This window comes from Pseudomonas lini, assembly GCF_001042905.1.
Taxonomy (GTDB): Bacteria; Pseudomonadota; Gammaproteobacteria; order Pseudomonadales; family Pseudomonadaceae; genus Aquipseudomonas; species Aquipseudomonas lini.
In genome coordinates this window covers 225,444-246,943 of record NZ_JYLB01000006.1, presented here as the reverse complement: position 1 = coordinate 246,943, position 21,500 = coordinate 225,444, and the positions used below count along the sequence as shown (strand labels likewise).

Here is a 21,500-nt window from a genome sequence, read left to right as displayed (position 1 = left end):
AAGCCCGCTCCCACATTAGACCGTGCCTGTCTGAACAACTCGGTCAACTGTGGGAGCGGGCTTGCTCGCGAAGGGGCCATGACAAGCAACACAATATGCCGCTAAACCATCACCGCAAAATTCAACCTGAACTGCTGCGGTGTCACTCCCAGCCTGCGGTTGAACACACTGCGCATGTGCTGGGCATCGCGAAACCCGCACTGATACGCCACGGTTTTCAGCGGCGCATGGGTGCTTTCGAGCATCACCCGCGCCGCGTCCACCCTCGCCCGTTCGACAAATTCCGCCGGGGTGATTTTCGCCTCCTTGGCAAACACCCGGGAAAAGTTGCGCGTGCTCATGTTGGCGGCGTTGGCCAGATCAGCAATGGTCAGGTCGCCATTGAGGTTGGCCAACACATAGAGCTGGACCAACGCCACCGCCGAAGTCGGTTCGGCATGGGGCGTGAGGAACGGGCTGAACTGCGATTGCCCGCCCGAGCGCTGAGTGAACACCACCAGCCGCTTGGCCACGCTGAGTGCCACGTCCGGCCCGTGATCCCGGGCCAGCAGATACAGCGACAAATCGATCCCCGCCGTAACCCCGGCCGAGGTGTAAAGCTCGCCGTCCTGCACGTACAAACGATCAGCCTCGACCTGAGTCGACGGGCACAACTGCGCCAGCGCCGCGGCATCACCCCAATGGGTGGTGACTGTTCGCCCATCGAGCAGTCCGGCCCGGGCGAGCATGAAGGCGCCGTTGCAGATCGAGCCAAAACGTTGCGCCCGCGCGCAGGCATCGCGCAACCAGGTATCGAACGCCGCGCCAAAATTCATGAACGGCAACTGCGGCCCGCCCGCCACCAACAGCAAGTCATAAGTTTCCAGCGCTTCACTGAAATGCCGGTGGGCATTGAGTGACAAACCGTTGGAGCACGCCATCACCCCATGCTCGACACCGATAACCTCCAGCCGATAGTGATCCTCCGGGGCCAGAAAGCGATTGGCTTCGGAAAACACATCCATGGGGCCGGTGACGTCCAGCGACTGGACGCCTGGGAACACCACGATGGCAATGGTTTTACTCATGGTTCAAGTTCACCTTCACATTGAAAAGATCGCAGCCTTCGGCAGCTCCTACATGGGATTGCGCCCCCCTGTAGGAGCTGCCGAAGGCTGCGATCTTTTCTGGCTGATCACCCTCAACCCTAGCCAATCCAAGCCCAACAAGCGAGGTTGGCGCGATAGGCAGGTTCATTGGCCGGGATCGCAGCCATGGATCGATTGTCCGGTTTCGGCTGCGCGAACAGACTGACCCCATCAGCGCCGCCACGGCGTTCCCCATGAGGAAAGCACCATGAGCAGCATCATCGCCGGTATCAAAATCCCCGACAGCGCGTTGGCCAGGGCCACCACTGAATACATTCGCGACATCGAGTCCGACCTGCTGTTTCACCACTCACGCCGGGTGTTTCTGTTTGGTGCCTTGAGCGGTGAGCGCAAGCAGTTGGCCTACGACCCGGAGCTGCTGTACGTCGGCGCGATGTTCCATGATTTGGGCCTGGTGGAAGGTTATCGCAGCGATGACGAACGCTTCGAAGTCGACAGTGCCAACGCAGCCAAAGCATTCCTCAAACCCTACGGTTTGTCCGACGACGATATCGAACAGGTGTGGCTGTCGATTGCCCTGCACACCACACCGGGCGTGCCGCAACACCTGCGTCCCAACGTGGCGCTGGTGACTGCCGGCGTCGAGATGGATGTGCTGGGCATCGACTATGCGGCGTTTTCCACCGTGCAGCGTGAAGCAGTGGTGCATGCGCATCCACGGGGTGAAGGGTTCAAGGAGTGCATCCTGTGTGCGTTCGCCAATGGCTTCAAACATAAGCCGGACAGCACTTTTGGCACCGTGAACGCGGATGTGCTGGTGGACAGCGAGCCGGGCTTCAAGCCGATGAACTTCGTCGAGATCATCCGCAAATCACCTTGGGTGGCATAAACCAATGTGGGAGCGGGCTTGCTCGCGAAGGCGGTGTGTCAGTCAACATGGATGTTGAATGTCAGTCCGTCTTCGCGAGCAAGCCCGCTCCCACAGTGGATTTGGGTTGGCCACACATGCGTGGTCAACCCGGCATCAAGCTCAAGCCGCTTCCGGCGCCTGCGCCCGGCGCACGTCCGGTTGTTTCCAGGAATCGGCGGCGCCTTCTTCGATGGCCTGCTGGATCGCACGCTTGCGAATCTCTTCGGCACGACGGCTGAAGTACCAGACCAGGAACGTCACCAGCGACACCGCCAGCAGAATCAGGCTGGCCACGGCGTTGATCTCGGGCTTCACGCCCAGGCGCACCGCCGAGAACACTTCCATCGGCAAGGTCGTGGAACCCGGACCGGACACGAAGCTCGCCAGCACCAGGTCATCCAGCGACAAGGCAAACGACATCATGCCCCCCGCCGCCAGCGATGGTGCGATCATCGGGATGGTGATCAGGAAGAACACCTTCCACGGCCGCGCGCCCAGGTCCATGGCCGCCTCTTCGATGGACAGGTCCAGCTCACGCAAACGCGCCGAGACCACCACCGCCACATACGCTGCACAGAACGTGGTGTGGGCGATCCAGATGGTGACGATGCCGCGCTCCTGTGGCCAACCGATCATCTGCGCCATGGCCACGAACAGCAGCAACAGCGACAGACCGGTGATCACTTCCGGCATCACCAGCGGTGCGGTGACCAGACCACCGAACAGCGTGCGGCCCTTGAAGTGGGTGATACGCGTCAGCACGAAGGCCGCCAGCGTCCCCAGTGCCACCGCTGCAATCGCCGTGTAGCAGGCGATTTCCAGCGAACGCACCACCGAGCCCATCAGTTGGGTGTTGTCCATCAACCCCACGTACCACTTGATCGACCAGCCGCCCCACACCGTCACCAGTTTCGAGGCGTTGAACGAGTAGATCACCAGGATCAGCATCGGCGCGTAGATGAACAGCAAACCCGCTACCAGCATGAAACTTGAGAAACGGAAGCGCTTCATTCCTTGCCCTCCATTTCTTTGGCCTGACTACGGTTGAACAGGATAATCGGCACAATCAGGATCGCCAGCATCACCACCGCAAGCGCTGACGCCACCGGCCAGTCACGGTTGTTGAAGAACTCTTGCCAGAGCACTTTACCGATCATCAGGGTTTCCGGACCACCGAGCAGTTCCGGGATCACGAACTCACCCACCACCGGAATGAACACCAGCATGCAGCCGGCGATGATGCCGTTCTTGGACAACGGAATGGTGATTTTCCAGAAGCTGTTGAAGGTGCTCGAACCCAGGTCGGACGCGGCTTCCAGCAGGCTGTTGTCGTGTTTAACCAGGTTGGCGTAGAGCGGCAGGATCATGAACGGCAGATAGGAATAAACGACCCCGATATAGACCGCGAGGTTGGTGTTGAGGATCTGCAGCGGCTCGTCGATCCAGCCCATGCTCATCAAGAAGCCGTTAAGCAGCCCGTTGTTACTGAGAATGCCCATCCACGCATAAACGCGGATCAGGATCGCGGTCCAGGTCGGCATCATGATCAGCAGCACCAGCACCGTTTGCAGCTCTTTGCGGGCGCTGGCAATGGCGTAGGCCATCGGGTAGCCGATCAGCAAACAGAGGACGGTGCTGATCAGCGCCATCTTCAATGAGCCGAGGTAAGCGGCGATGTACAACTCGTCATCGCCCAGCATCGCGTAGTTGCTCAGGTTAAGCAGCACCTGGAGCTTCTGGTCGATGAAGCTATAGATCTCGGTGTACGGCGGAATGGCCACGTCGGCTTCGGCGAAGCTGATCTTCAATACGATGAAGAACGGCAGCATGAAGAACAGGAACAGCCAGATGAAGGGAACCCCGATGACCAGCTGACGGCCACCGGGAATTATTCGATTGAGCCGGCGTTTGAATTTGCGCATGTTCATGAGCGAAGTACCACGCCGCTGTCGTCTTCCCAGTACACGTAAACCTGGTCACCCCAGGTTGGGCGCTGGCCGCGGCGCTCGGCGTTGGCGACGAAGGACTGCACCAGTTTGCCGCTCGGCAATTCGACGTAGAACACCGAGTGGCCGCCGAGGTAGGCAATGTCATGCACTTTGCCGCTGGACCAGTTGTGTTCGCAGGTCGGCATGTCGGCCGTCACCAGCAGTTTTTCCGGACGGATCGCGTAGGTCACGGACTTGTCCTGCACCGAGGTGCTGATGCCGTGACCCACATAGATACTGCGGTCCAGATCCTTGCAGGTGATCAGCGCATGGCCCTCGGCGTCGTCCACCACTTCGCCTTCGAATATGTTGACGTTGCCGATGAATTCGCAGACCAGACGGCTGGTCGGGGTTTCGTAGATGTCGATCGGGCTGCCGATCTGGGCGATCCAGCCCAGGTGCATGATCGCGATGCGCTCGGCCATGGTCATGGCTTCTTCCTGGTCGTGGGTCACCATCACGCAGGTCACGCCGACCCGCTCGATGATCTCGACCAATTCCAGCTGCATTTGCGAGCGCAGTTTCTTGTCCAGCGCGCCCATCGGTTCGTCTAGCAGCAACAGCTTCGGCCGCTTGGCCAACGAACGCGCCAGCGCCACACGCTGACGCTGACCGCCGGACAACTGATGGGGTTTGCGCTTGGCGTACTGGCTCATCTGCACCAGCTTGAGCATCTCGGCCACGCGAGCGTCGACTTCAGCCCCCGGAATCTTGTCCTGCTTGAGGCCGAAGGCGATGTTCTGCGCCACGGTCATGTGCGGGAACAAGGCATAGGACTGGAACATCATGTTGATCGGTCGCTCGTACGGCGGCATGTCCGTGATGTCTACGCCATCGAGGTAAATGCGCCCCTCCGTGGGCCGTTCGAAACCTGCCAGCATCCGCAGCAAGGTGGATTTGCCCGAACCCGAGCCGCCGAGCAAGGCGAAGATTTCGCCTTTCTTGATTTCCAGGGACACGTCGTCCACGGCAATCGTCTCGTCGAACTTTTTTGTGACCCGGTCGATTTTGACCAGCACCTGTTTAGGTGTCTGGTCGCCCTCGAGGGCTTTCTTATAGGCGCCGGAGGCAACTGCCATTTACGAAACTCCCAACAGAATTTGCAGTTCGCTCAACGTGGCGAACCTGGATAGTTTGAAGCTATTTGCCCGACTTGACCTTGGTCCAGCTGCGCGTCATCAAACGTTGAATGTTCGGTGGCAACTCGGTGGAGACGTATGTCTTGTCGAGGACCGCTTGCGGTGGATATACCGATGCGTCGGTGCGTATAGACTGTTCCATCAGTTTGTCCGACCCGGGATTCGGGTTGGCGTAGCCAACGGAATTGCTGACCTGGGCAATCACCTCGGGTTTCAGCAAATAGTTGATGAAGGCATGGGCTTCTTTGGCGTTGGCGGCATCCTTGGGGATCGCCAGCATGTCGAACCAGAGCGCGCCGCCTTCTTTCGGAATCGAGTAGGCGATGTTCATGCCTTTGCCGGCTTCATCTGCGCGGGCCTTGGCCTGGAACATGTCGCCGGAGAAACCGATCGCCACGCAGATGTCACCGTTGGCCAAGTCTGCGATGTATTTGGATGAGTGGAAATACGTCACGTAAGGCCGCACTGCCAGCAACTTGGCTTCAGCCTTTTTGTAGTCTTCGGGGTTGGTGCTGTTGGCGTTCAGGCCCATGTAGTTGAGGACCGTGGGCATCATTTCATCGGCGGAGTCGAGGAACGCCACGCCACAGCTGTGCAGCTTCTTGATGTTCTGCGGTTCGAACACCACATCCCAGGAATCGATCTTGTCGAGGCCCAGCACTGCCTTGACCTTGTCGACGTTGTAACCGATGCCGTTGGTGCCCCACAGATATGGTACAGCGTACTGATTGCCCGGATCGTTCTGTTCCAGGCGCTTGAGCAGTACCGGGTCGAGGTTGGAGTAGTTGGTCAGCTTCGATTTGTCGAGCTTCTGAAAAGCGCCAGCCTTGATCTGCTTGCCAAGGAAATGGTTGGACGGCACGACCACGTCATAACCGGTACGCCCGGCCAGTAACTTGCCTTCCAGGGTTTCGTTGGAATCGAATACGTCATACACCGGCTTGATGCCGGTTTCTTTCTGGAAGTCGGCCAGGGTGGTTTCACCGATGTAGTCCGACCAGTTATAAATATGCACTGTGCCAGCGGCCTGAACACTGACAGCCAGTGTCAGCCCGGCGCCGACCAGCAGGGCATTACGCAACAAAGAAAAAATAGGCACGTGGAGGTCCTCTAAAATTAGTTGGGCCCAAGTTGCCCCGCGTTACATGACAGCCATGGCTGCCTGGCAACAAAACCGGCGCGCAACTTACCCTCGAAAAACCGTTCCAGCAAAACTTTCTGTCATTTAATTATTCCTGTTGCCGCCGGCGCGTAGACGACGGCAACAGGTAGTTACCTCAAACCGGCTTACTTACCGGATTTGATCTTGGTCCAGCTGCGAGTCAGGATCCGCTGGGTCGCGGCCGGCAAGTCGGCAATCGCGTACAGCTTGGCCAGTACTTCCGCTGGCGGGTAGATGCCTGGATCGCTGGTGATTTCTTTATCAACCAGTGCGGTAGACGCCGCGTTACCGTTCGGGAAACGTACGGCGTTGGTGATTTCAGCCATGATTTCCGGCTTCTGCAGGAAGGTCATGAACTTGTAGGCGCCTTCGACGTTTTCGGCATCTTTAGGGATGGCGACCATGTCGTAGAAGCTGCCGGCACCTTCTTTCGGAATGTTGTAGCTGACTTTCACCTTGTCACCGGCTTCAGCGGCGCGAGCCTTGGCCTGGTAGATGTCACCCGAGTAACCCACGGCGACGCAGATGTTGCCGTTGGCCAGGTCGGAGATGTACTTGGACGAGTGGAAGTAGCCCACCGAAGGACGAATCTTCAGGAACAGCGCTTCGGCTTCAGCCAGTTGTTTCTTGTCCTGGCTGTCGGTTGGATAGCCCAGGTAATGCAACGCCACCGGAATCATCTCGGTTGGCGAATCGAGGAAGCTGATACCGCACGCCTTCAACTTGGCAGCGTTTTCAGGTTTGAACAGCAAGTCCCAGGAGTTGGTCGGTGCATCGGCACCCAATGCAGCCTTGACCTTCTCGGCGTTGAAACCGATACCGATCGAACCCCACATGTAAGGGAATGCGTGCTCGTTACCCGGGTCGCTTACCGATACCGCTTTAAGCAGGTCCGTGTTCAGGTTTTTCCAGTTAGGCAGCTTGGACTTGTCCAGCTTCTGGTAAACGCCGGCCTTGATCTGTTTGGCCAGGAAGTTGTTCGACGGCACGACGATGTCGTAGCCGGACTTGCCCGCCAGCAGCTTGGCTTCAAGGGTTTCGTTACTGTCGAACACGTCGTAGACGACTTTGATGCCCGACTCGGCCTCGAACTTCTTGACGGTATCCGGTGCGATGTAATCGGACCAGTTGTACACGTGCAGCACCTTGTCGTCAGCCTGAACGGCACCCGCCATCACGCCCATCAGGGACATGGCGAGGAGGGTCTTGCCAGCTATCTTCATACCTAATGCCTTCATGGGTAATGCTCCAATTTTTCTTTTTAACCACGTGCTCAGCGGCCTGTTACTGGGCATCCGAACAACCGGTAGTCTGGCAAGATCCAAGGCAGGCTTTCAAGGAAAGACCCATCCTTTGTTTGCACTGAGCGAAGTGCAATCTTCACACCTCGCTCAGAGCCTAGCACTTAGCCCTGCAACGCACTCAGGGTCAGGTCCAGGCACTTGCGCGCCTTGGTCACCAACTCGTCGATTTCAGCCGGTGTAATCACCAGTGGCGGAGCAATGATCATGGTGTCACCGACGGCGCGCATGATCAGGCCGTTTTCGAAGCAGAACGTGCGGCAGATCATGCCGACGCCCTTGCCTTCGTAACGTTTGCGGGTGGCTTTGTCCTGAACCAGTTCGATGGCCCCCAACAGACCGACCCCACGCACTTCCCCCACCAACGGGTGATCGCTCAGTTCCCGTAGACGCTTTTGCAAATAAGGTGCCGTTTCTGTACGCACGCGCTCGACAATTTTCTCGTCGCGCAGGATACGAATGTTTTCCAGCGCTACTGCAGCGGCCACCGGGTGCCCGGAATAAGTGAAACCGTGGTTGAAATCGCCACCTTCGTTGAGCACCTCGACCACGTCGTCATGCACGATCAGGCCACCCATGGGGATGTAGCCGGACGTCAGGCCTTTGGCGATGGTCATCATGTGAGGCTTGAGGTCGTAGAAATCGGTACCGAACCACTCACCGGTACGGCCGAAACCGCAGATCACTTCGTCGGCCACGAACAGAATGTCGTACTTGGCGAGGATTTCCTTGATGCGCGGCCAGTAGCTGTCTGGCGGAATGATCACGCCACCAGCGCCCTGGATCGGCTCGGCAATAAAGGCACCGACGTTGTCGACGCCGACTTCCAGAATCTTCTCTTCCAGCTGATTGGCCGCCCAGATACCGAACTCGTTCGACGTCATGTCGCCGCCTTCGCCGAACCAGTACGGCTGGGCAATGTGGACGATGCCCGGGATCGGCAAGTCGCCCTGTTCGTGCATGTACGTCATGCCACCCAGGCTCGCGCCGGCCACGGTAGAACCGTGATAGCCGTTCTTGCGACTGATGATGACTTTCTTCTTCGGCTGGCCCTTGATCGCCCAGTAGTGGCGAACCATCCGCAGCATGGTGTCGTTGCCTTCGGACCCGGAACCGGTGAAGAACACGTGATTCATGCCTTCAGGCGCGACGTCGGCGATGACCTTGGCCAGCTCCAGCACCGGCGGGTGAGCCGTCTGGAAGAACAGGTTGTAATAAGGCAGTTCGCGCATCTGCTTGCTGGCGGCATCGGCCAGCTCATCGCGACCGTAGCCGATCGCCACACACCACAGGCCGGCCATGCCATCGAGGATCTTGTTGCCTTCGCTGTCCCAGAGGTAAACGCCCTTGGCGCTGGTGATGATCCGCGGGCCTTTCTCTTTCAGCTGCTTGAAGTCGCTGAACGGGGCCAGGTGGTGATCGTTGCTCAGGGCTTGCCATTCACGGGTTTGCGGGTTGTTGCTGGTCATGCGAATTCTCCTAAGATTCGAGTGGAGGGCGCCGCCAAGCGCAGCGGCGCCCGGCGCATCAGACGGCGAAGAGCAGGAACTCCCGCTCCCACGAACTGATCACGCGCTTGAAGTTTTCATGCTCGGCCCGCTTGACCGCGATGTAGCCCGTGATGAATTTCTTGCCCAGGTACTTTTCGATGGTCTTGCTGTTTTCCATGCGTTCCAGGGCGTCTTCAATAGTCAGTGGCAGGCGCAGGTTGCGCCGCTCGTAACCACGACCCACAACCGGAGCACTCGGGTTATGCCCTTCGACCATGCCGATAAAGCCGCACAACAGGCTGGCGGCGATGGCCAGGTAAGGGTTGGCATCGGCACCCGGCAGACGGTTTTCCACCCGACGGTTCTGCGGCCCGGCATCCGGAACCCGCAGGCCCACGGTGCGGTTCTCTTCACCCCACTCCACGTTCACCGGTGCCGAGGTATCCGGCAGGAAGCGGCGGAAGGAATTGACGTTGGGTGCGAACAACGGCAGCAACTCAGGAATGAATTTCTGCAAGCCGCCGATGTGGTTGAGAAACAGCTGACTCATGGTCCCGTCTTCATTGGAGAAAACGTTTTTGCCGGTCTCGATGCTGATGATGCTCTGGTGCAAGTGCATGGCGCTGCCCGGCTCGCCGGTCATGGGCTTAGCCATGAAGGTCGCCGCCACGTTGTGCTTGAGTGCGGCTTCACGCATGGTGCGTTTGAACACGAGAATCTGGTCGGCCAGGGACAGTGCATCGCCATGACGGAAGTTGATTTCCATCTGTGCGGTGCCGTCCTCGTGGATCAGCGTGTCGAGGTCCAGCTCCTGCAGCTCGCACCAGTCGTAGACGTCTTCAAACAACGGATCGAATTCGTTCGCGGCTTCAATCGAAAAAGACTGACGACCGGTTTCCGGACGACCGGAGCGGCCAACCGGCGGTTGCAACGGGTAATCCGGGTCATCGCTGCGCTTGGTGAGATAGAACTCCATTTCCGGCGCCACGATCGGCTGCCAGCCGTGGTCGGCGTAGAGTTTCAGCACCTTCTTGAGCACGTTGCGCGGCGACAGTTCGATCGGATTGCCCTGCTTGTCGTAGGTGTCGTGGATCACCTGGGCGGTGGGCTCGATGGCCCAGGGCACCAGAAACACCGCGTTCTGGTCGGGGCGGCAAATCATGTCGATGTCGGCCGGGTCGAGCAGTTCGTAATAAATGTCGTCTTCGACGTAGTCGCCGGTCACGGTCTGCAACAGAACGCTTTCGGGCAGGCGCATGCCTTTCTCGGCAATGAACTTGTTGGTCGGCGAGATCTTGCCCCGGGTGATGCCGGTCAGGTCGCCAATCATGCATTCGACTTCTGTGATCTTGTGGTCTTTCAACCAATCGGTGAGCTGGTCGAGGTTGTTACTCATAAATGCCTCTTAGGCTGAGTTTCCTGACTCTTATAAGTCAGGCGTTGTTTGACGCATCGGCGTCGCGTTGTAGAGCATGCTTGCGGCAGGCATCGCCAAATGCCTGGAAAATCGCAAGGTAGTCAGGATTAAAGCTTACCTGCCATTCGGGATGCCATTGCACACCTAAAGCAAAAGCCTTGCCTTCAATAATAGAGACGGCTTCGATCAACCCGTCGGGCGCCACGGCTTCCACACGAAGGCCCGGCGCCAGACGCTCAATACCCTGACCATGAATCGAATTGACTTGAATCTCGCTCGCCAGGCCCAGCCCGGCCAGTACACCGCCCGGCTGGACGTGCACCGGGTGACTTGGCGCGTACTGCCCTTCCAGCGGCAGGCTGTCGTCTTCCCGGTGATCCATGAATGGACCGGCCTCGTGAACCTTCTGATGCAGACTGCCGCCGAACGCCACATTCATTTCCTGGAAGCCGCGGCAAATACCGAGCACGGGAACACCGGCCTCGACAGCGGCGCGAATCAGCGGGAGAGTGGTGGCATCGCGTGCAGAATCATGAGCAGTACCTGGCGCACTGGCCGGGCCGTTATAGTGAAACGGTTCTATATTAGAAGGAGAGCCTGTAAAGAGAATGCCGTCCAGAGCGTCCAGAATATCGGACGACGTCTGTAGATCCGCCAGGGATGGAAGAATCAACGGCAGGCCCTTGGCAGCTGATGCCACGGCGCGTACGTATTTGTCGCCACTGATGTGATAAGCATGCAGACCGATCTGCTTTGAGCAGGCGGTGACGCCGATTAACGGCAGGCGAGACATGAAGCACCCCGGTATTATTGCTGTTATGGGTTTAAATCGAGCTTAGCCTTGTTCATTTTTTTACACAACACCCCCGTAAAAAATACAACACGGCCGGCTCAAGCTCGCGGGCGCCAAGACCGCTAAAGTCAAAAAAACGCCCCAAAGTGCCTCAAAAAAGCCTCACGAGTGCTTTTTTAGGGCAGAAAAGGCCTCGCTTGACTTCGGCATGCCGTTCGGGTTGACTGGAATCCGAAGAGATCAATGATTGATATTTTTAACAACAAAGGTGTTGCATCATGTCGGTACCCCCGCGTGCCGTTCAGCTTAACGAAGCGAACGCGTTCCTTAAGGAACATCCTGAGGTTCTGTACGTTGACCTTCTGATTGCGGATATGAATGGTGTGGTGCGCGGCAAGCGCATTGAACGCACCAGTCTCCACAAGGTTTACGAGAAAGGCATCAACCTGCCGGCCTCTCTATTTGCTCTGGATATCAATGGCTCGACGGTGGAAAGCACCGGCCTGGGCCTGGACATCGGCGATGCTGACCGAATCTGCTATCCAATCCCCGACACCCTGTGCAATGAGCCCTGGCAGAAGCGCCCGACCGCGCAACTGTTAATGACCATGCACGAACTCGAAGGTCAGCCATTCTTTGCCGACCCACGTGAAGTGCTGGCCAATGTGGTGCGCAAGTTTGACGAAATGGGCCTGACCATCTGCGCCGCGTTCGAGCTGGAGTTCTACCTGATCGACCAGGAGAACGTGAACGGTCGCCCGCAACCACCTCGCTCGCCGGTTTCCGGCAAACGCCCGCACTCGACACAGGTCTACCTGATCGACGACCTCGACGAATACGTCGATTGCCTCCAGGACATTCTGGAAGGTGCGAAAGAGCAAGGCATCCCTGCCGACGCGATCGTCAAGGAAAGTGCCCCGGCACAGTTCGAAGTGAACCTGCACCACGTGGCCGACCCGATCAAGGCCTGCGACTATGCGGTCCTGCTCAAGCGTCTGATCAAAAACATCGCCTACGACCATGAAATGGACACCACCTTCATGGCCAAGCCTTATCCGGGCCAGGCGGGTAACGGTCTGCACGTCCACATCTCGATTCTTGATAAAGATGGCAAAAACATTTTTGCCAGCGAGGATCCCGAGCAGAACGCCGCACTGCGTCACGCGATCGGCGGTGTGCTCGAGACCCTGCCGGCGCAGATGGCTTTCCTCTGCCCGAACGTCAACTCCTACCGTCGTTTCGGCGCACAGTTCTACGTGCCGAACTCGCCGTGCTGGGGCCTGGACAACCGCACCGTGGCCATCCGTGTACCGACCGGTTCCTCCGATGCCGTGCGCATCGAGCATCGTGTAGCCGGCGCCGACGCCAACCCGTATCTGTTGATGGCTTCGGTTTTGGCAGGCGTGCACCACGGCCTGACCAACAAGATCGAGCCGGGCGCACCCGTGGAAGGCAACTCCTACGAGCAGAACGAGCAAAGCCTGCCAAACAACTTGCGTGACGCACTGCGCGAGCTGGATGACAGCGAAGTCATGGCCAAGTACATCGATCCGAAATACATCGATGTTTTTGTCGCCTGTAAAGAGAGCGAGCTGGAGGAGTTCGAACACTCCATCTCCGACCTTGAATACAACTGGTACCTGCATACCGTGTAAGCGGTTGCAGTAAAAACAACGCCGCCGGCCTCACAGCCTGCGGCGTTTTTTATGGCCCCTGTGGCGAGGGGGCTTGCCCCCGTTGGGCTGCGTAGCAGCCCCGAAAAAGGCGATTTCATTGAAACAGACATAACGCGTTTGCGGTAAATGGGAGTGCTACCCACTCCAACGGGGGCAAGCCCCCTCGCCACAGGGGATATGGAACATCTGCCCGCTCTGCGTACAATGCCCGCTGCCCCGCAGGAGACTTCAATGACGCGCACCGCCACCATTCGCAAACCCCGCGCCCGCAGCCAGGCCCGGATCGATTCGATACTCGATGCCGCCCGTACGCTGCTGGCCGCCGAGGGCGTGGCCAGCCTGTCGATCTACAGCGTTGCCGAACGCGCGGAGATCCCGCCCTCCTCTGTCTACCATTTTTTCGCCAGCGTCCCGGCCCTGCTTGAAGCCCTGACCGCCGACGTCCACGCCGCGTTCCGCGCCTGCCTGCAAGCGCCCATCGACCACCATGCCCTCAACGGCTGGCGCGACCTGTCGCGACTGGTGGAACAACGCATGCTCGCCATCTACGACGAAGACGCCGCCGCCCGCCAACTGATCCTCGCCCAGCATGGCCTGACCGAAGTCACCCAGGCCGACCGCCAGCACGACATCGAACTCGGCGACCTGATGCACAAGCTGTTCGACCACCACTTCGAACTGCCGACACTGCCAAGTGATGTCGATGTATTTGCACTGGCCATGGAGCTGGGGGATCGGGTGTATGCACGCTCGGTGCAGCAGCATGGGCAGATCACGCCGCGAATGGCTGAAGAAGGGATGCGGGTGTTTGATGCTTATCTGGGGTTGTATCTGCCGCCGTACCTACCGAAGCGCGCCGCGCTTTAAAAAGATCGCAGCCTTCGGCAGCTCCTACAGGGGTACGCATTCTTCCGTAGGAGCTGCCGAAGGCTGCGATCTTGGCGACTTAAAACACACCATCACTACAACTGCCCCCACAAAAAACCCCGAAGGGCTCACACCCTCCGGGATTGTAGTTGGCGCACGCGCTTACAACTTGGCGATCGACACCTCGGTGGATTTCACAAACGCAATCACTTCACTGCCGACCACCAGTTCCAGCTCTTTCACCGAACGAGTGGTAATCACCGAAGTGACGATGCCGGAGGCAGTCTGCACGTCGATTTCCGACAGCACGTCACCCAGCACGATTTCCTTGATCGAGCCTTTGAACTGGTTACGAACGTTGATGGCTTTGATAGTCATGATGTTGATTCCTGTCGTTGGATGAATCTTTAAGTTATTGAGCCCAACGCAATTGCGTAGGCAGTGGTGAAACAGGTTCCGGTTCCGGCGGTTGGCCAGGCAGGGACAGCACGCGGTTGAGTACTTCGGTTTCCAGCGCTGCCAGCCGATGGGAGCCACGGACCCGAGGACGCGGCAGTTCCACATGCAGGTCGAGGCCGACTTCGCCCTCTTCAATCAGAATCACCCGATCGGCAATCGCCACCGCTTCGCTGACGTCGTGGGTCACCAGCAACACGGTGAAGCCATGCTGTTGCCAGAGCCGTTCGATCAGTTGCTGCATTTCGATTCGGGTCAGGGCATCCAATGCGCCCAGCGGTTCGTCGAGCAACAGCAAGCGCGGTTGATGGATCAACGCGCGAGCCAAGGCCACACGCTGCTTTTGCCCGCCGGACAAGGCGGCCGGCCATTCATTGGCGCGATCGGCCAGACCGACCGAGTCCAACGCTTCCAGTGCTTGCGGCCGCCAGTTGCCCTTGAGCCCGAGACCGACGTTGTCGATGACCTTTTTCCAAGGCAGCAAACGCGCGTCCTGGAACATCAATCGAGTGTCTTCCCGCGCCTCACTCAGCGGTGCGGAACCGGCCAGCAGTTCACCGCCCGTGGGTTTGTCGAGACCGGCGAGCAAACGCAGCAAGGTACTTTTGCCGCAACCGCTACGACCGACCACGGCGACAAACTGACCGGCCGGGATGTGCAGATCGATCTCACGCAGCACTTGCCGCGAGCCAAAGGTTTTTTGCAGCTTGCGCACCGCCAGCGGAATTCCGCGCAGCAGGCGTGGAGGTTGTTGAGCCGTCATGCGGCACCTCCCTTGGCAACCTGATAGGCCGGATGCCAGCGCAGCCACACGCGTTCAAGCCCGCGGGCCGCGAGGTCGGCCAGCTTGCCGAGCACTGCGTACAAAAGAATCGCCAGTACCACCACGTCGGTCTGCAAGAACTCCCGGGCATTCATCGCCAGGTAGCCGATGCCGGAGCTGGCGGAAATGGTTTCGGCGACGATCAATGTCAGCCACATGAAGCCCAGCGCAAACCGTACACCGACCAGAATCGAAGGCAGCGCCCCCGGCAGAATCACCTGGCGGAACAGACTGAAGCCGGACAAGCCATAACTGCGGGCCATCTCCACCAGCGCCGGATCGACGTTGCGGATGCCGTGATACGTGTTGAGGTAGATTGGGAACAACGTGCCCAACGCCACCAGAAAAATCTTCGCCGACTCGTCGATCCCGAACCACAGGATCACCAGCGGAATCAGCGCCAGGTGCGGCACGTTGCGGATCATCTGCACCGAACTGTCGAGCAGGCGTTCGCCCCATTTCGACAAGCCGGTGATGAAGCCCAAGGCCAGACCGATGCCGCCGCCAATGGCGAAACCGAGCGCCGCGCGCCAGCCGCTGATGGCCAGGTGGGTCCAGATTTCACCGCTGCTGACCAGGCTCACACCGGCTTCGATCACCGCGATCGGCGCCGGCAGAATTCGCGTCGACAACCAGCCCGCCGACACCGACAACTGCCATACCACCAGCAACAAGACCGGTAACGCCCAAGGCGCGAGGTTGTGGATGATTTTCTTCATGGCGAATTACTGCACTTTGGCCACGGCGGCGGGTGGCGTCCAGATCACGTCTTTGATGCTCAAGGGTTTGGGAATCAGCTTGAGCTGGTAGAAGCTGTCGGCGATTTTTTGCTGGGCAGCGACGACTTCCGGCGTGAGGAACAGGGCGCCGTAGCCCTGGCGTTTCACCGAGGTCAGGGTGATGTCCGCTGGCAGGCCGAGCAGTGGCGAAACTTGCTGGGTCACGTCCTCGGGATTGGCCTTGGACCATTCGCCAACCGCGCGCACTTCTTCCACCAGAGCCTTGATCACTTCTGGATTTTTCTGCGCGTAAGGTTTGGTCGCCAGGTAGAACTGGTGGTTGTCGACGAGGCCTTTGCCATCGCGCAGAGTGCGTGCTTGCAGTTGCTGTTCGGCGGCAGCCTGGTACGGGTCCCAGATCACCCAGGCATCGACACTGCCACGCTCGAACGCGGCGCGGGCATCGGCTGGCGGCAGGAACACGGTCTGGATGTCGGTGTATTTGAGGCCGGCGTCTTCAAGCGCACGCACCAACAGGTAATGCACATTGGAGCCTTTATTGAGCACGATTTTTTTGCCCTTGAGGTCCTGCACTGATTTGATCGGCGAGCCCTTCGGCACCAGGATCGCTTCGCTGTGGGGCGCTGGTGGTTCATAGGCCACGTAGAGCAGATCGGCGCCGGCCGCCTGAGCAAACACGGGCGGCGTTTCACCGGTGACGCCAAAGTCGATGGAGCCGACGTTCAGGCCTTCGAGCAGTTGCGGGCCACCGGGGAATTCAGTCCATTGCACGTCCACGCCTTGGGCGGCGAGGCGTTTTTCGAGTGTGCCTTTGGCTTTGAGCAGCACCAGGGTGCCGTATTTTTGATAGCCGATCCGAAGGCTCTCAGCTTGGGCTTGAGTGATGGCGCCGAAGGTTACAGCCGCAGCAAACAGAGCGACCAGACCACGACGCAAAATGACAGTGCGCATAGCGCTCTCCTTTTTGCAGTTGGGTTTTGGCTGCACCTGCTTGGCCGTTAGCGACTGAGTAAGGTGAGGACTTCAAATTCAGGTGTGGCTTGAGTGCTGGCCTAAATGCTCCAGCGAGCACTCAGCAAACGTTCATTCAACAGGTTCGGATCGAGCGGCCTGGGCCGACGAGCCATGGCGCTGAAAAACTCCTCCAGCGCTTCAAACAATCGTTGCGCAAGCTCCGGCGCCAACTGTGCCTGAGCACTGCCTTCGCCGTAAGCGATCTGGCTGTCCACGGCGAAAATCCCCTGCAGCATTTCCTGGGCTTTCAACGCTGACAGCACCGGCTTGAGCGCATAATCCACCGCCAGCATATGGGCGATGCTGCCGCCGGTAGCCATCGGCAAAACCACCTTGTGGCTCAGGGCACGTTCGGGCAGCAGATCGAGTAAGGTTTTCAGCGCACCGGAGAACGACGCTTTGTAAACCGGCGTGGCGATCAGCAAGCCATCGGCGTTTTCAATCTGTTGCAGCAGGTCGATCACCTTCGGGCTGTCGAAGCGGGCATGCAGCAAATCTTCGGCCGGGAAGTCCCGTACCTGATAACTCACCACTTCCACCCCTTGCTCCTGCAACCAGCATCGCGAGCGCTCCAGCAAAACTCCGGAACGGGAGCGTGGGCTGGGACTGCCACCGAGTGAGACGACCAGCATTCAGACAATTCCTTGAGCGGTGTTGGCGATTCGCGGCTCGCGATCTCGCGTCGATGGAATGACCTTAACAGTTGATTTATATATCCATAAATCATATTTATTCATTTGGTTATTCTTTATAGAAATATAAAGAATGCCTTTTTCAGGCGAAAAAAAAGGCCGTCGAAACGGCCTGAAAACCCCTGCTTTGTGGTGATCGTTCCCACGCTCCGCGTGGTAATGCCTCAAGGGACGCTGCGCGTCCAGTGACGCGGAGCGTCACGGGCTGCATTCCCACGCAGAGCGTGGGAACGAGAGTTAGCTGAGTTACCTGTTCGGTTGAGGTGTCAGACGCAGGTATGGCTTCACTGCGCGATAGCCTTTGGGAAAGCGTCGCTTGATTTCGTCTTCGTCCTTGAGCGACGGCACGATCACCACTTCATCACCGTCCTGCCAGTTGGCCGGGGTGGCCACCTTGTAGTTGTCAGTGAGCTGCAGCGAATCGATCACCCGCAAGATTTCATTGAAGTTACGACCAGTACTCGCCGGGTAAGTAATCGTCAGCCGAATCTTCTTGTTCGGATCGATCACGAACAGCGAACGCACGGTCAGGGTGTCGTTGGCATTCGGATGGATCAGGTCATACAGGTCGGACACTTTACGGTCCGCATCGGCGAGGATCGGGAAGTTGACGATGGCATTCTGGGTTTCATTGATGTCCTCGATCCACTTGTGGTGCGAGTCCACCGGGTCGACCGACAGAGCAATGGCTTTGACGCCGCGCTGGGTGAATTCATCCTTGAGCCTGGCGGTGAAGCCCAGTTCGGTGGTGCACACCGGCGTAAAATCCGCCGGATGGGAAAACAACACGCCCCAGCTATCGCCCAGCCATTCATGGAAACGAATAGTGCCGGCGCTGGAATCCTGTTCGAAATCGGGGGCGATATCGCCAAGTCTGAGGCTCATGGTGCGGCTCCTTGTGAGTGCTTGTTGAGCCCAACTGTGCCTGTGTTCCTTATAGATTAAAAAGAATAAATATCGATTTATTTAGATCATAAGAGAATATTAAATATCTGTTCACTGGACCTGAATGCACATGAGGACGAATATCGCCGACAAGGTTCGAGAAGGCCTTGAGTTGCTGCAAAAGAGGGGAATTTCAAGGAGGGTTTACGGGGGTGAGCCGCCTTGAAAACGCAAAAGCCCCGCCCGGCGTGATGCCGGGCGGGGCTTTTTTTACGTCGATTACGCGAGTGCTGTTACAACAGCGGGATCGAGTAGCTGACGATCAGACGGTTTTCGTCCTGGTTACGCTGAGAGGCAACATCGGAGCGCAGGGTAGCGTTTTTCCACGCCAGGCCCAGACCTTTAAAGGTGCCTTGCTGTACTACGTAGCCGAGGGAGAAGTCGCGTTCCCACTCACCTTTGTCGCCAGTAGAGGTAGCGACGTTGTCCCCCTTGAGATAGATCACGGAAGTGGTCAGACCTGGCAAGCCAACGGTGGCAAAATCATAAGCATATTGAGCCAGCCAGGTGCGCTCACCGGCACGCTGGAACTTGCCGATCTGCGAGTCGGTGATCAGATAGGCAGACGCACCATCTCCCTGGTTCAGGAACGGGAAGTCGCTGGTGCCATTCACACGCTGGTAGCCGGCACTGAGCGCGTGGCCTTGCAGGCTATAGGTGAATTTCGCACTCCAGGTGCGGTTATCTACTTCACCACTGTTCTGGAAGCCAGAGGAGCGATAACCCGCCAGACGACCTTCCTGGCTAGAGTTCTTGCCATCGGAGTCACTGTTGAAGTAACGCAGGTCGGATTTCAGGCTACCCACTGGCAACGCTAGATTGTGGGTCAGCCCCAGGAAGTGCTGCGTGTAGAAATCTTCCAGGTTGCCGTAGTAGTACTGAGCGACCAGATCCTTGGTGATCTTGTAGTCGCCACCGGCATAGTAGAACTCGTTGCTGCGCTTGTTGGAGGTGGCAGTGGTCGTCGCCCCGTTGGAGCCAGCAATGGTCAGCGAATCGTTATTGGTCGAGTTACGACCTTTGGCATGTTCCAACTTACCGCCAACCAGAGTCAGGTTGTCGATGTCGTTGGACATGATCTGGCCACCTTCGAAGGTCTGCGGCAGCAGACGCCCGTCGTTGGAAGTTACCACCGGCAGTTTTGGCTGCAGGGTGCCCAGACGCAGTTCAGTCTTGGAGATTTTGGCCTTGGCGGTCAGGCCCAGGCTACCGAAATCGTCTACCGCACGACCGTCGCTGTCGCTTGGGAAAACGGTACCGCCCTTGTTCGCGCTACCGGCGTTGTAGGCAGTGCCTTTACCGGAATCCAGCTTGACGCCCAATAGACCGATCGCATCAACACCAAAACCAACAGTGCCTTGGGTATAACCGGAGGTAAAGTTGAAGATGAAGCCTTGGCCCCACTCTTCCTGCTTGGACGGATTGGCAGTGCCATCACGGTTATCCGTGTTGATGTAGAAGTTACGCAGCCCCAATGTAGCCTTGCTGTCTTCAATGAAACCGGCGGCGCCTGCCTGCTGCGCCAAAACCCCTACGGCCACAGCCAGGGCCAAGGTGGACTTCTTCATTGTTTCGCTCCTCTCGTTCTAATTTTTGTGTTCTTTGGTCTTGGGTCTAACGCCCTAGATCCAAAGATGCGCGATTAGCGCCAGACCGTGACAGACAAGTCAATCGTAACCATGTGTGTCTACGACCAAGGTCTAACCGCAGTGATTTGGTCCCTGCAGGGTAATGATTTCCTCATAAACCCAAAAAGAATTATTTCATTCTTTTTAATGCCATTTAGGAATATAGCTTTTCGCCAGTGATCCGAACCGGGACACAGGCTATCGGCTCATAAGCTAATTCCTAAATGGTATTTATTGGCCTTTTTTTAGATCGTTTAGCGTTGGCGTATTCCCCATACGTCAATCACTTTCGAAAAGGCGACGCCATCATGGCCAAACGCGCACTATCTAGTCAATTTGTTACAGTTTGTGTGTCGCTTATATTTTCTTTTTCCGCCCAGGCGGCGACTCTCACCGTCGGTTATCAAACCGGTATCGACCCCAGCAAAGTCCCTCAGGCCGATGGCATTTATGAGAAAACCATTGGCCAGAAAATCGATTGGCGACGTTTCAACAGTGGCCCGGAAGTGGTCACCGCCATTGCGTCCGGCGATGTGCAGATTGGCAACCTCGGCTCAAGCCCACTGGCGGCAGCCGCTTCGCGCAATCTGCCGATTGTCGCGTTCATTGTTTCGGCTCAGATCAACGCTGCCGAAGCACTTGTGGTGCGCAACGGCAGCGGCATCGATAAACCGGAAGATCTGATCGGCAAAACCATCGCCACGCCCTTCGTTTCAACCTCCCATTACAGCCTGCTCGGCGCGCTGAAGCATTGGGGCCTGGACGCCTCGAAAGTCAAAGTGGTGAACCTGCAACCGGCGGAAATCGCCGCAGCCTGGAAACGTGGCGACATCGATGGCGCGTTTGTCTGGTCGCCGGCGCTGGGGGAAATTCGCAAGACTGGCAAGACGTTGACCGACGCCGCACAGGTCGGCCAATGGGGTGCGCCGACCTTCGAGGTGTGGGTCGCTCGCAAGGATTACGCCGAAAAACATCCTGAAGTGGTGGCCCGATTTGCCAAGGTCACTCTGGATTCATTCGCCGACTATGCAGCCCATAAAGACAGCTGGACCGCCGATTCGGTACCGGTGCAGAAAATCGCCAAATTGACCGGTGCCAATCCCGCCGATGTGCCGGAGCTGCTGGCCGGTTCCGCATTCCCGGATGCCAAGGCACAACAGACCACCGCGCTACTGGACGGGGGTACAGCCAAGGCGATTGGCGAGACGGCGAAGTTTTTGAAGGAGCAAGGGAAGGTCGAGACGGTGCTGCCGGATTATTCGCCGTATGTCAGCACGAAATACGTCACCGAATAACACCCCGCCCCTGTAGGAGCGAGGCTTGCCCGCGAAGCAGACGACTCGATTTATCGGTTGTCCTTGGTGACGTCTT

Annotated in this window: 20 protein-coding genes; 4 read left to right on the top strand and 16 right to left on the bottom strand. The window is 58.0% G+C overall.

The annotated features are described in order from the left end of the window. Nucleotides 1–101: 101 nt before the first annotated feature. Nucleotides 102–1,067 carry a GlxA family transcriptional regulator gene (locus tag TU81_RS19325; RefSeq protein WP_038980887.1) on the bottom strand — a complete coding sequence of 322 codons (966 nt, stop codon included), beginning with the start codon at nucleotides 1,065–1,067 and terminating at the stop codon, nucleotides 102–104. Nucleotides 1,068–1,335: 268 nt separating this feature from the next. On the opposite strand from TU81_RS19325, the gene TU81_RS19315 reads away from it, so the two are divergent. Continuing rightward, the gene (locus TU81_RS19315; protein ID WP_048396315.1) at nucleotides 1,336–1,977 is read left to right on the top strand and encodes an HD domain-containing protein; all 642 of its coding nucleotides are present in this window, start codon (nucleotides 1,336–1,338) and stop codon (nucleotides 1,975–1,977) included. Nucleotides 1,978–2,118: 141 nt separating this feature from the next. Here the strand turns inward: TU81_RS19315 and TU81_RS19310 are convergent, their stop codons facing one another. The 8 genes from TU81_RS19310 to TU81_RS19275 all read right to left on the bottom strand — a co-directional run bounded on the left by TU81_RS19310 (nucleotide 2,119) and on the right by TU81_RS19275 (nucleotide 11,288). Then, nucleotides 2,119–3,009 carry an ABC transporter permease subunit gene (locus TU81_RS19310; protein ID WP_007897694.1) on the bottom strand — a complete coding sequence of 297 codons (891 nt, stop codon included), beginning with the start codon at nucleotides 3,007–3,009 and terminating at the stop codon, nucleotides 2,119–2,121. Beyond that, nucleotides 3,006–3,887, bottom strand: a complete 882-nt coding sequence (locus TU81_RS19305; protein WP_173667537.1) for an ABC transporter permease subunit — start codon at nucleotides 3,885–3,887, stop codon at nucleotides 3,006–3,008. Before TU81_RS19305 ends, TU81_RS19310 begins: the two co-directional genes overlap by 4 nt. A 35-nt stretch (nucleotides 3,888–3,922) precedes the next feature. Further along, entirely contained in the window at nucleotides 3,923–5,065 is a 1,143-nt protein-coding gene (locus TU81_RS19300) for an ABC transporter ATP-binding protein (protein WP_048396314.1), read from the bottom strand. 61 nt (nucleotides 5,066–5,126) lie between these two features. Then, entirely contained in the window at nucleotides 5,127–6,224 is a 1,098-nt protein-coding gene (locus TU81_RS19295) for a polyamine ABC transporter substrate-binding protein (protein WP_048396313.1), read from the bottom strand. Nucleotides 6,225–6,412: 188 nt separating this feature from the next. Then, nucleotides 6,413–7,510 carry a polyamine ABC transporter substrate-binding protein gene (locus tag TU81_RS19290; protein ID WP_038980879.1) on the bottom strand — a complete coding sequence of 366 codons (1,098 nt, stop codon included), beginning with the start codon at nucleotides 7,508–7,510 and terminating at the stop codon, nucleotides 6,413–6,415. Between the two features lie 182 nt (nucleotides 7,511–7,692). After that, on the bottom strand, nucleotides 7,693–9,057 hold the full coding sequence (locus tag TU81_RS19285; protein ID WP_048396312.1) for an aspartate aminotransferase family protein: 1,365 nt from the start codon (nucleotides 9,055–9,057) through the stop codon (nucleotides 7,693–7,695). A gap of 58 nt (nucleotides 9,058–9,115) precedes the next feature. Beyond that, nucleotides 9,116–10,474, bottom strand: coding sequence for a glutamine synthetase family protein (locus tag TU81_RS19280; RefSeq protein ID WP_038980876.1), 1,359 nt, complete (start codon nucleotides 10,472–10,474; stop codon nucleotides 9,116–9,118). 37 nt (nucleotides 10,475–10,511) lie between these two features. Continuing rightward, nucleotides 10,512–11,288, bottom strand: a complete 777-nt coding sequence (locus TU81_RS19275; protein ID WP_048396311.1) for a gamma-glutamyl-gamma-aminobutyrate hydrolase family protein — start codon at nucleotides 11,286–11,288, stop codon at nucleotides 10,512–10,514. 278 nt (nucleotides 11,289–11,566) lie between these two features. Between TU81_RS19275 and TU81_RS19270 the strand changes: the two genes are divergently transcribed. After that, on the top strand, nucleotides 11,567–12,943 hold the full coding sequence (locus tag TU81_RS19270; protein ID WP_048396310.1) for a glutamine synthetase family protein: 1,377 nt from the start codon (nucleotides 11,567–11,569) through the stop codon (nucleotides 12,941–12,943). Between the two features lie 252 nt (nucleotides 12,944–13,195). Continuing rightward, nucleotides 13,196–13,831, top strand: coding sequence for a TetR/AcrR family transcriptional regulator (locus TU81_RS19265; RefSeq protein ID WP_048396309.1), 636 nt, complete (start codon nucleotides 13,196–13,198; stop codon nucleotides 13,829–13,831). Between the two features lie 162 nt (nucleotides 13,832–13,993). Here TU81_RS19265 and TU81_RS19260 read toward each other — a convergent pair whose 3' ends face one another. The 7 genes from TU81_RS19260 to TU81_RS19230 form a co-directional block, all read right to left on the bottom strand. Next, nucleotides 13,994–14,209 carry a TOBE domain-containing protein gene (locus tag TU81_RS19260; RefSeq protein ID WP_003229256.1) on the bottom strand — a complete coding sequence of 72 codons (216 nt, stop codon included), beginning with the start codon at nucleotides 14,207–14,209 and terminating at the stop codon, nucleotides 13,994–13,996. Nucleotides 14,210–14,243: 34 nt separating this feature from the next. Continuing rightward, on the bottom strand, nucleotides 14,244–15,050 hold the full coding sequence (gene ssuB, locus TU81_RS19255; RefSeq protein WP_038980870.1) for an aliphatic sulfonates ABC transporter ATP-binding protein: 807 nt from the start codon (nucleotides 15,048–15,050) through the stop codon (nucleotides 14,244–14,246). Continuing rightward, the gene (gene ssuC / locus TU81_RS19250; protein ID WP_038980869.1) at nucleotides 15,047–15,829 is read right to left on the bottom strand and encodes an aliphatic sulfonate ABC transporter permease SsuC; all 783 of its coding nucleotides are present in this window, start codon (nucleotides 15,827–15,829) and stop codon (nucleotides 15,047–15,049) included. The genes ssuB and ssuC overlap by 4 nt, the downstream gene beginning before the upstream one ends. Nucleotides 15,830–15,835: 6 nt before the next feature. After that, a complete protein-coding gene (locus TU81_RS19245) occupies nucleotides 15,836–16,801 on the bottom strand; it encodes a sulfonate ABC transporter substrate-binding protein (protein WP_048396308.1) in 966 nt (321 codons plus the stop codon). A 101-nt stretch (nucleotides 16,802–16,902) separates the two neighbouring features. Further along, on the bottom strand, nucleotides 16,903–17,496 hold the full coding sequence (ssuE, locus tag TU81_RS19240) for an NADPH-dependent FMN reductase (RefSeq protein ID WP_038980867.1): 594 nt from the start codon (nucleotides 17,494–17,496) through the stop codon (nucleotides 16,903–16,905). Nucleotides 17,497–17,802: 306 nt separating this feature from the next. After that, nucleotides 17,803–18,441, bottom strand: coding sequence for a peroxiredoxin (locus TU81_RS19235; RefSeq protein WP_038980866.1), 639 nt, complete (start codon nucleotides 18,439–18,441; stop codon nucleotides 17,803–17,805). Nucleotides 18,442–18,734: 293 nt separating this feature from the next. Beyond that, on the bottom strand, nucleotides 18,735–20,069 hold the full coding sequence (locus TU81_RS19230) for an OprD family porin (RefSeq protein WP_038980865.1): 1,335 nt from the start codon (nucleotides 20,067–20,069) through the stop codon (nucleotides 18,735–18,737). Nucleotides 20,070–20,437: 368 nt separating this feature from the next. Here TU81_RS19230 and tauA point away from each other — a divergent pair, with 368 nt between their 5' ends. Further along, the gene (gene tauA / locus TU81_RS19225) at nucleotides 20,438–21,424 is read left to right on the top strand and encodes a taurine ABC transporter substrate-binding protein (protein ID WP_038980863.1); all 987 of its coding nucleotides are present in this window, start codon (nucleotides 20,438–20,440) and stop codon (nucleotides 21,422–21,424) included. Nucleotides 21,425–21,500: the final 76 nt, after the last annotated feature.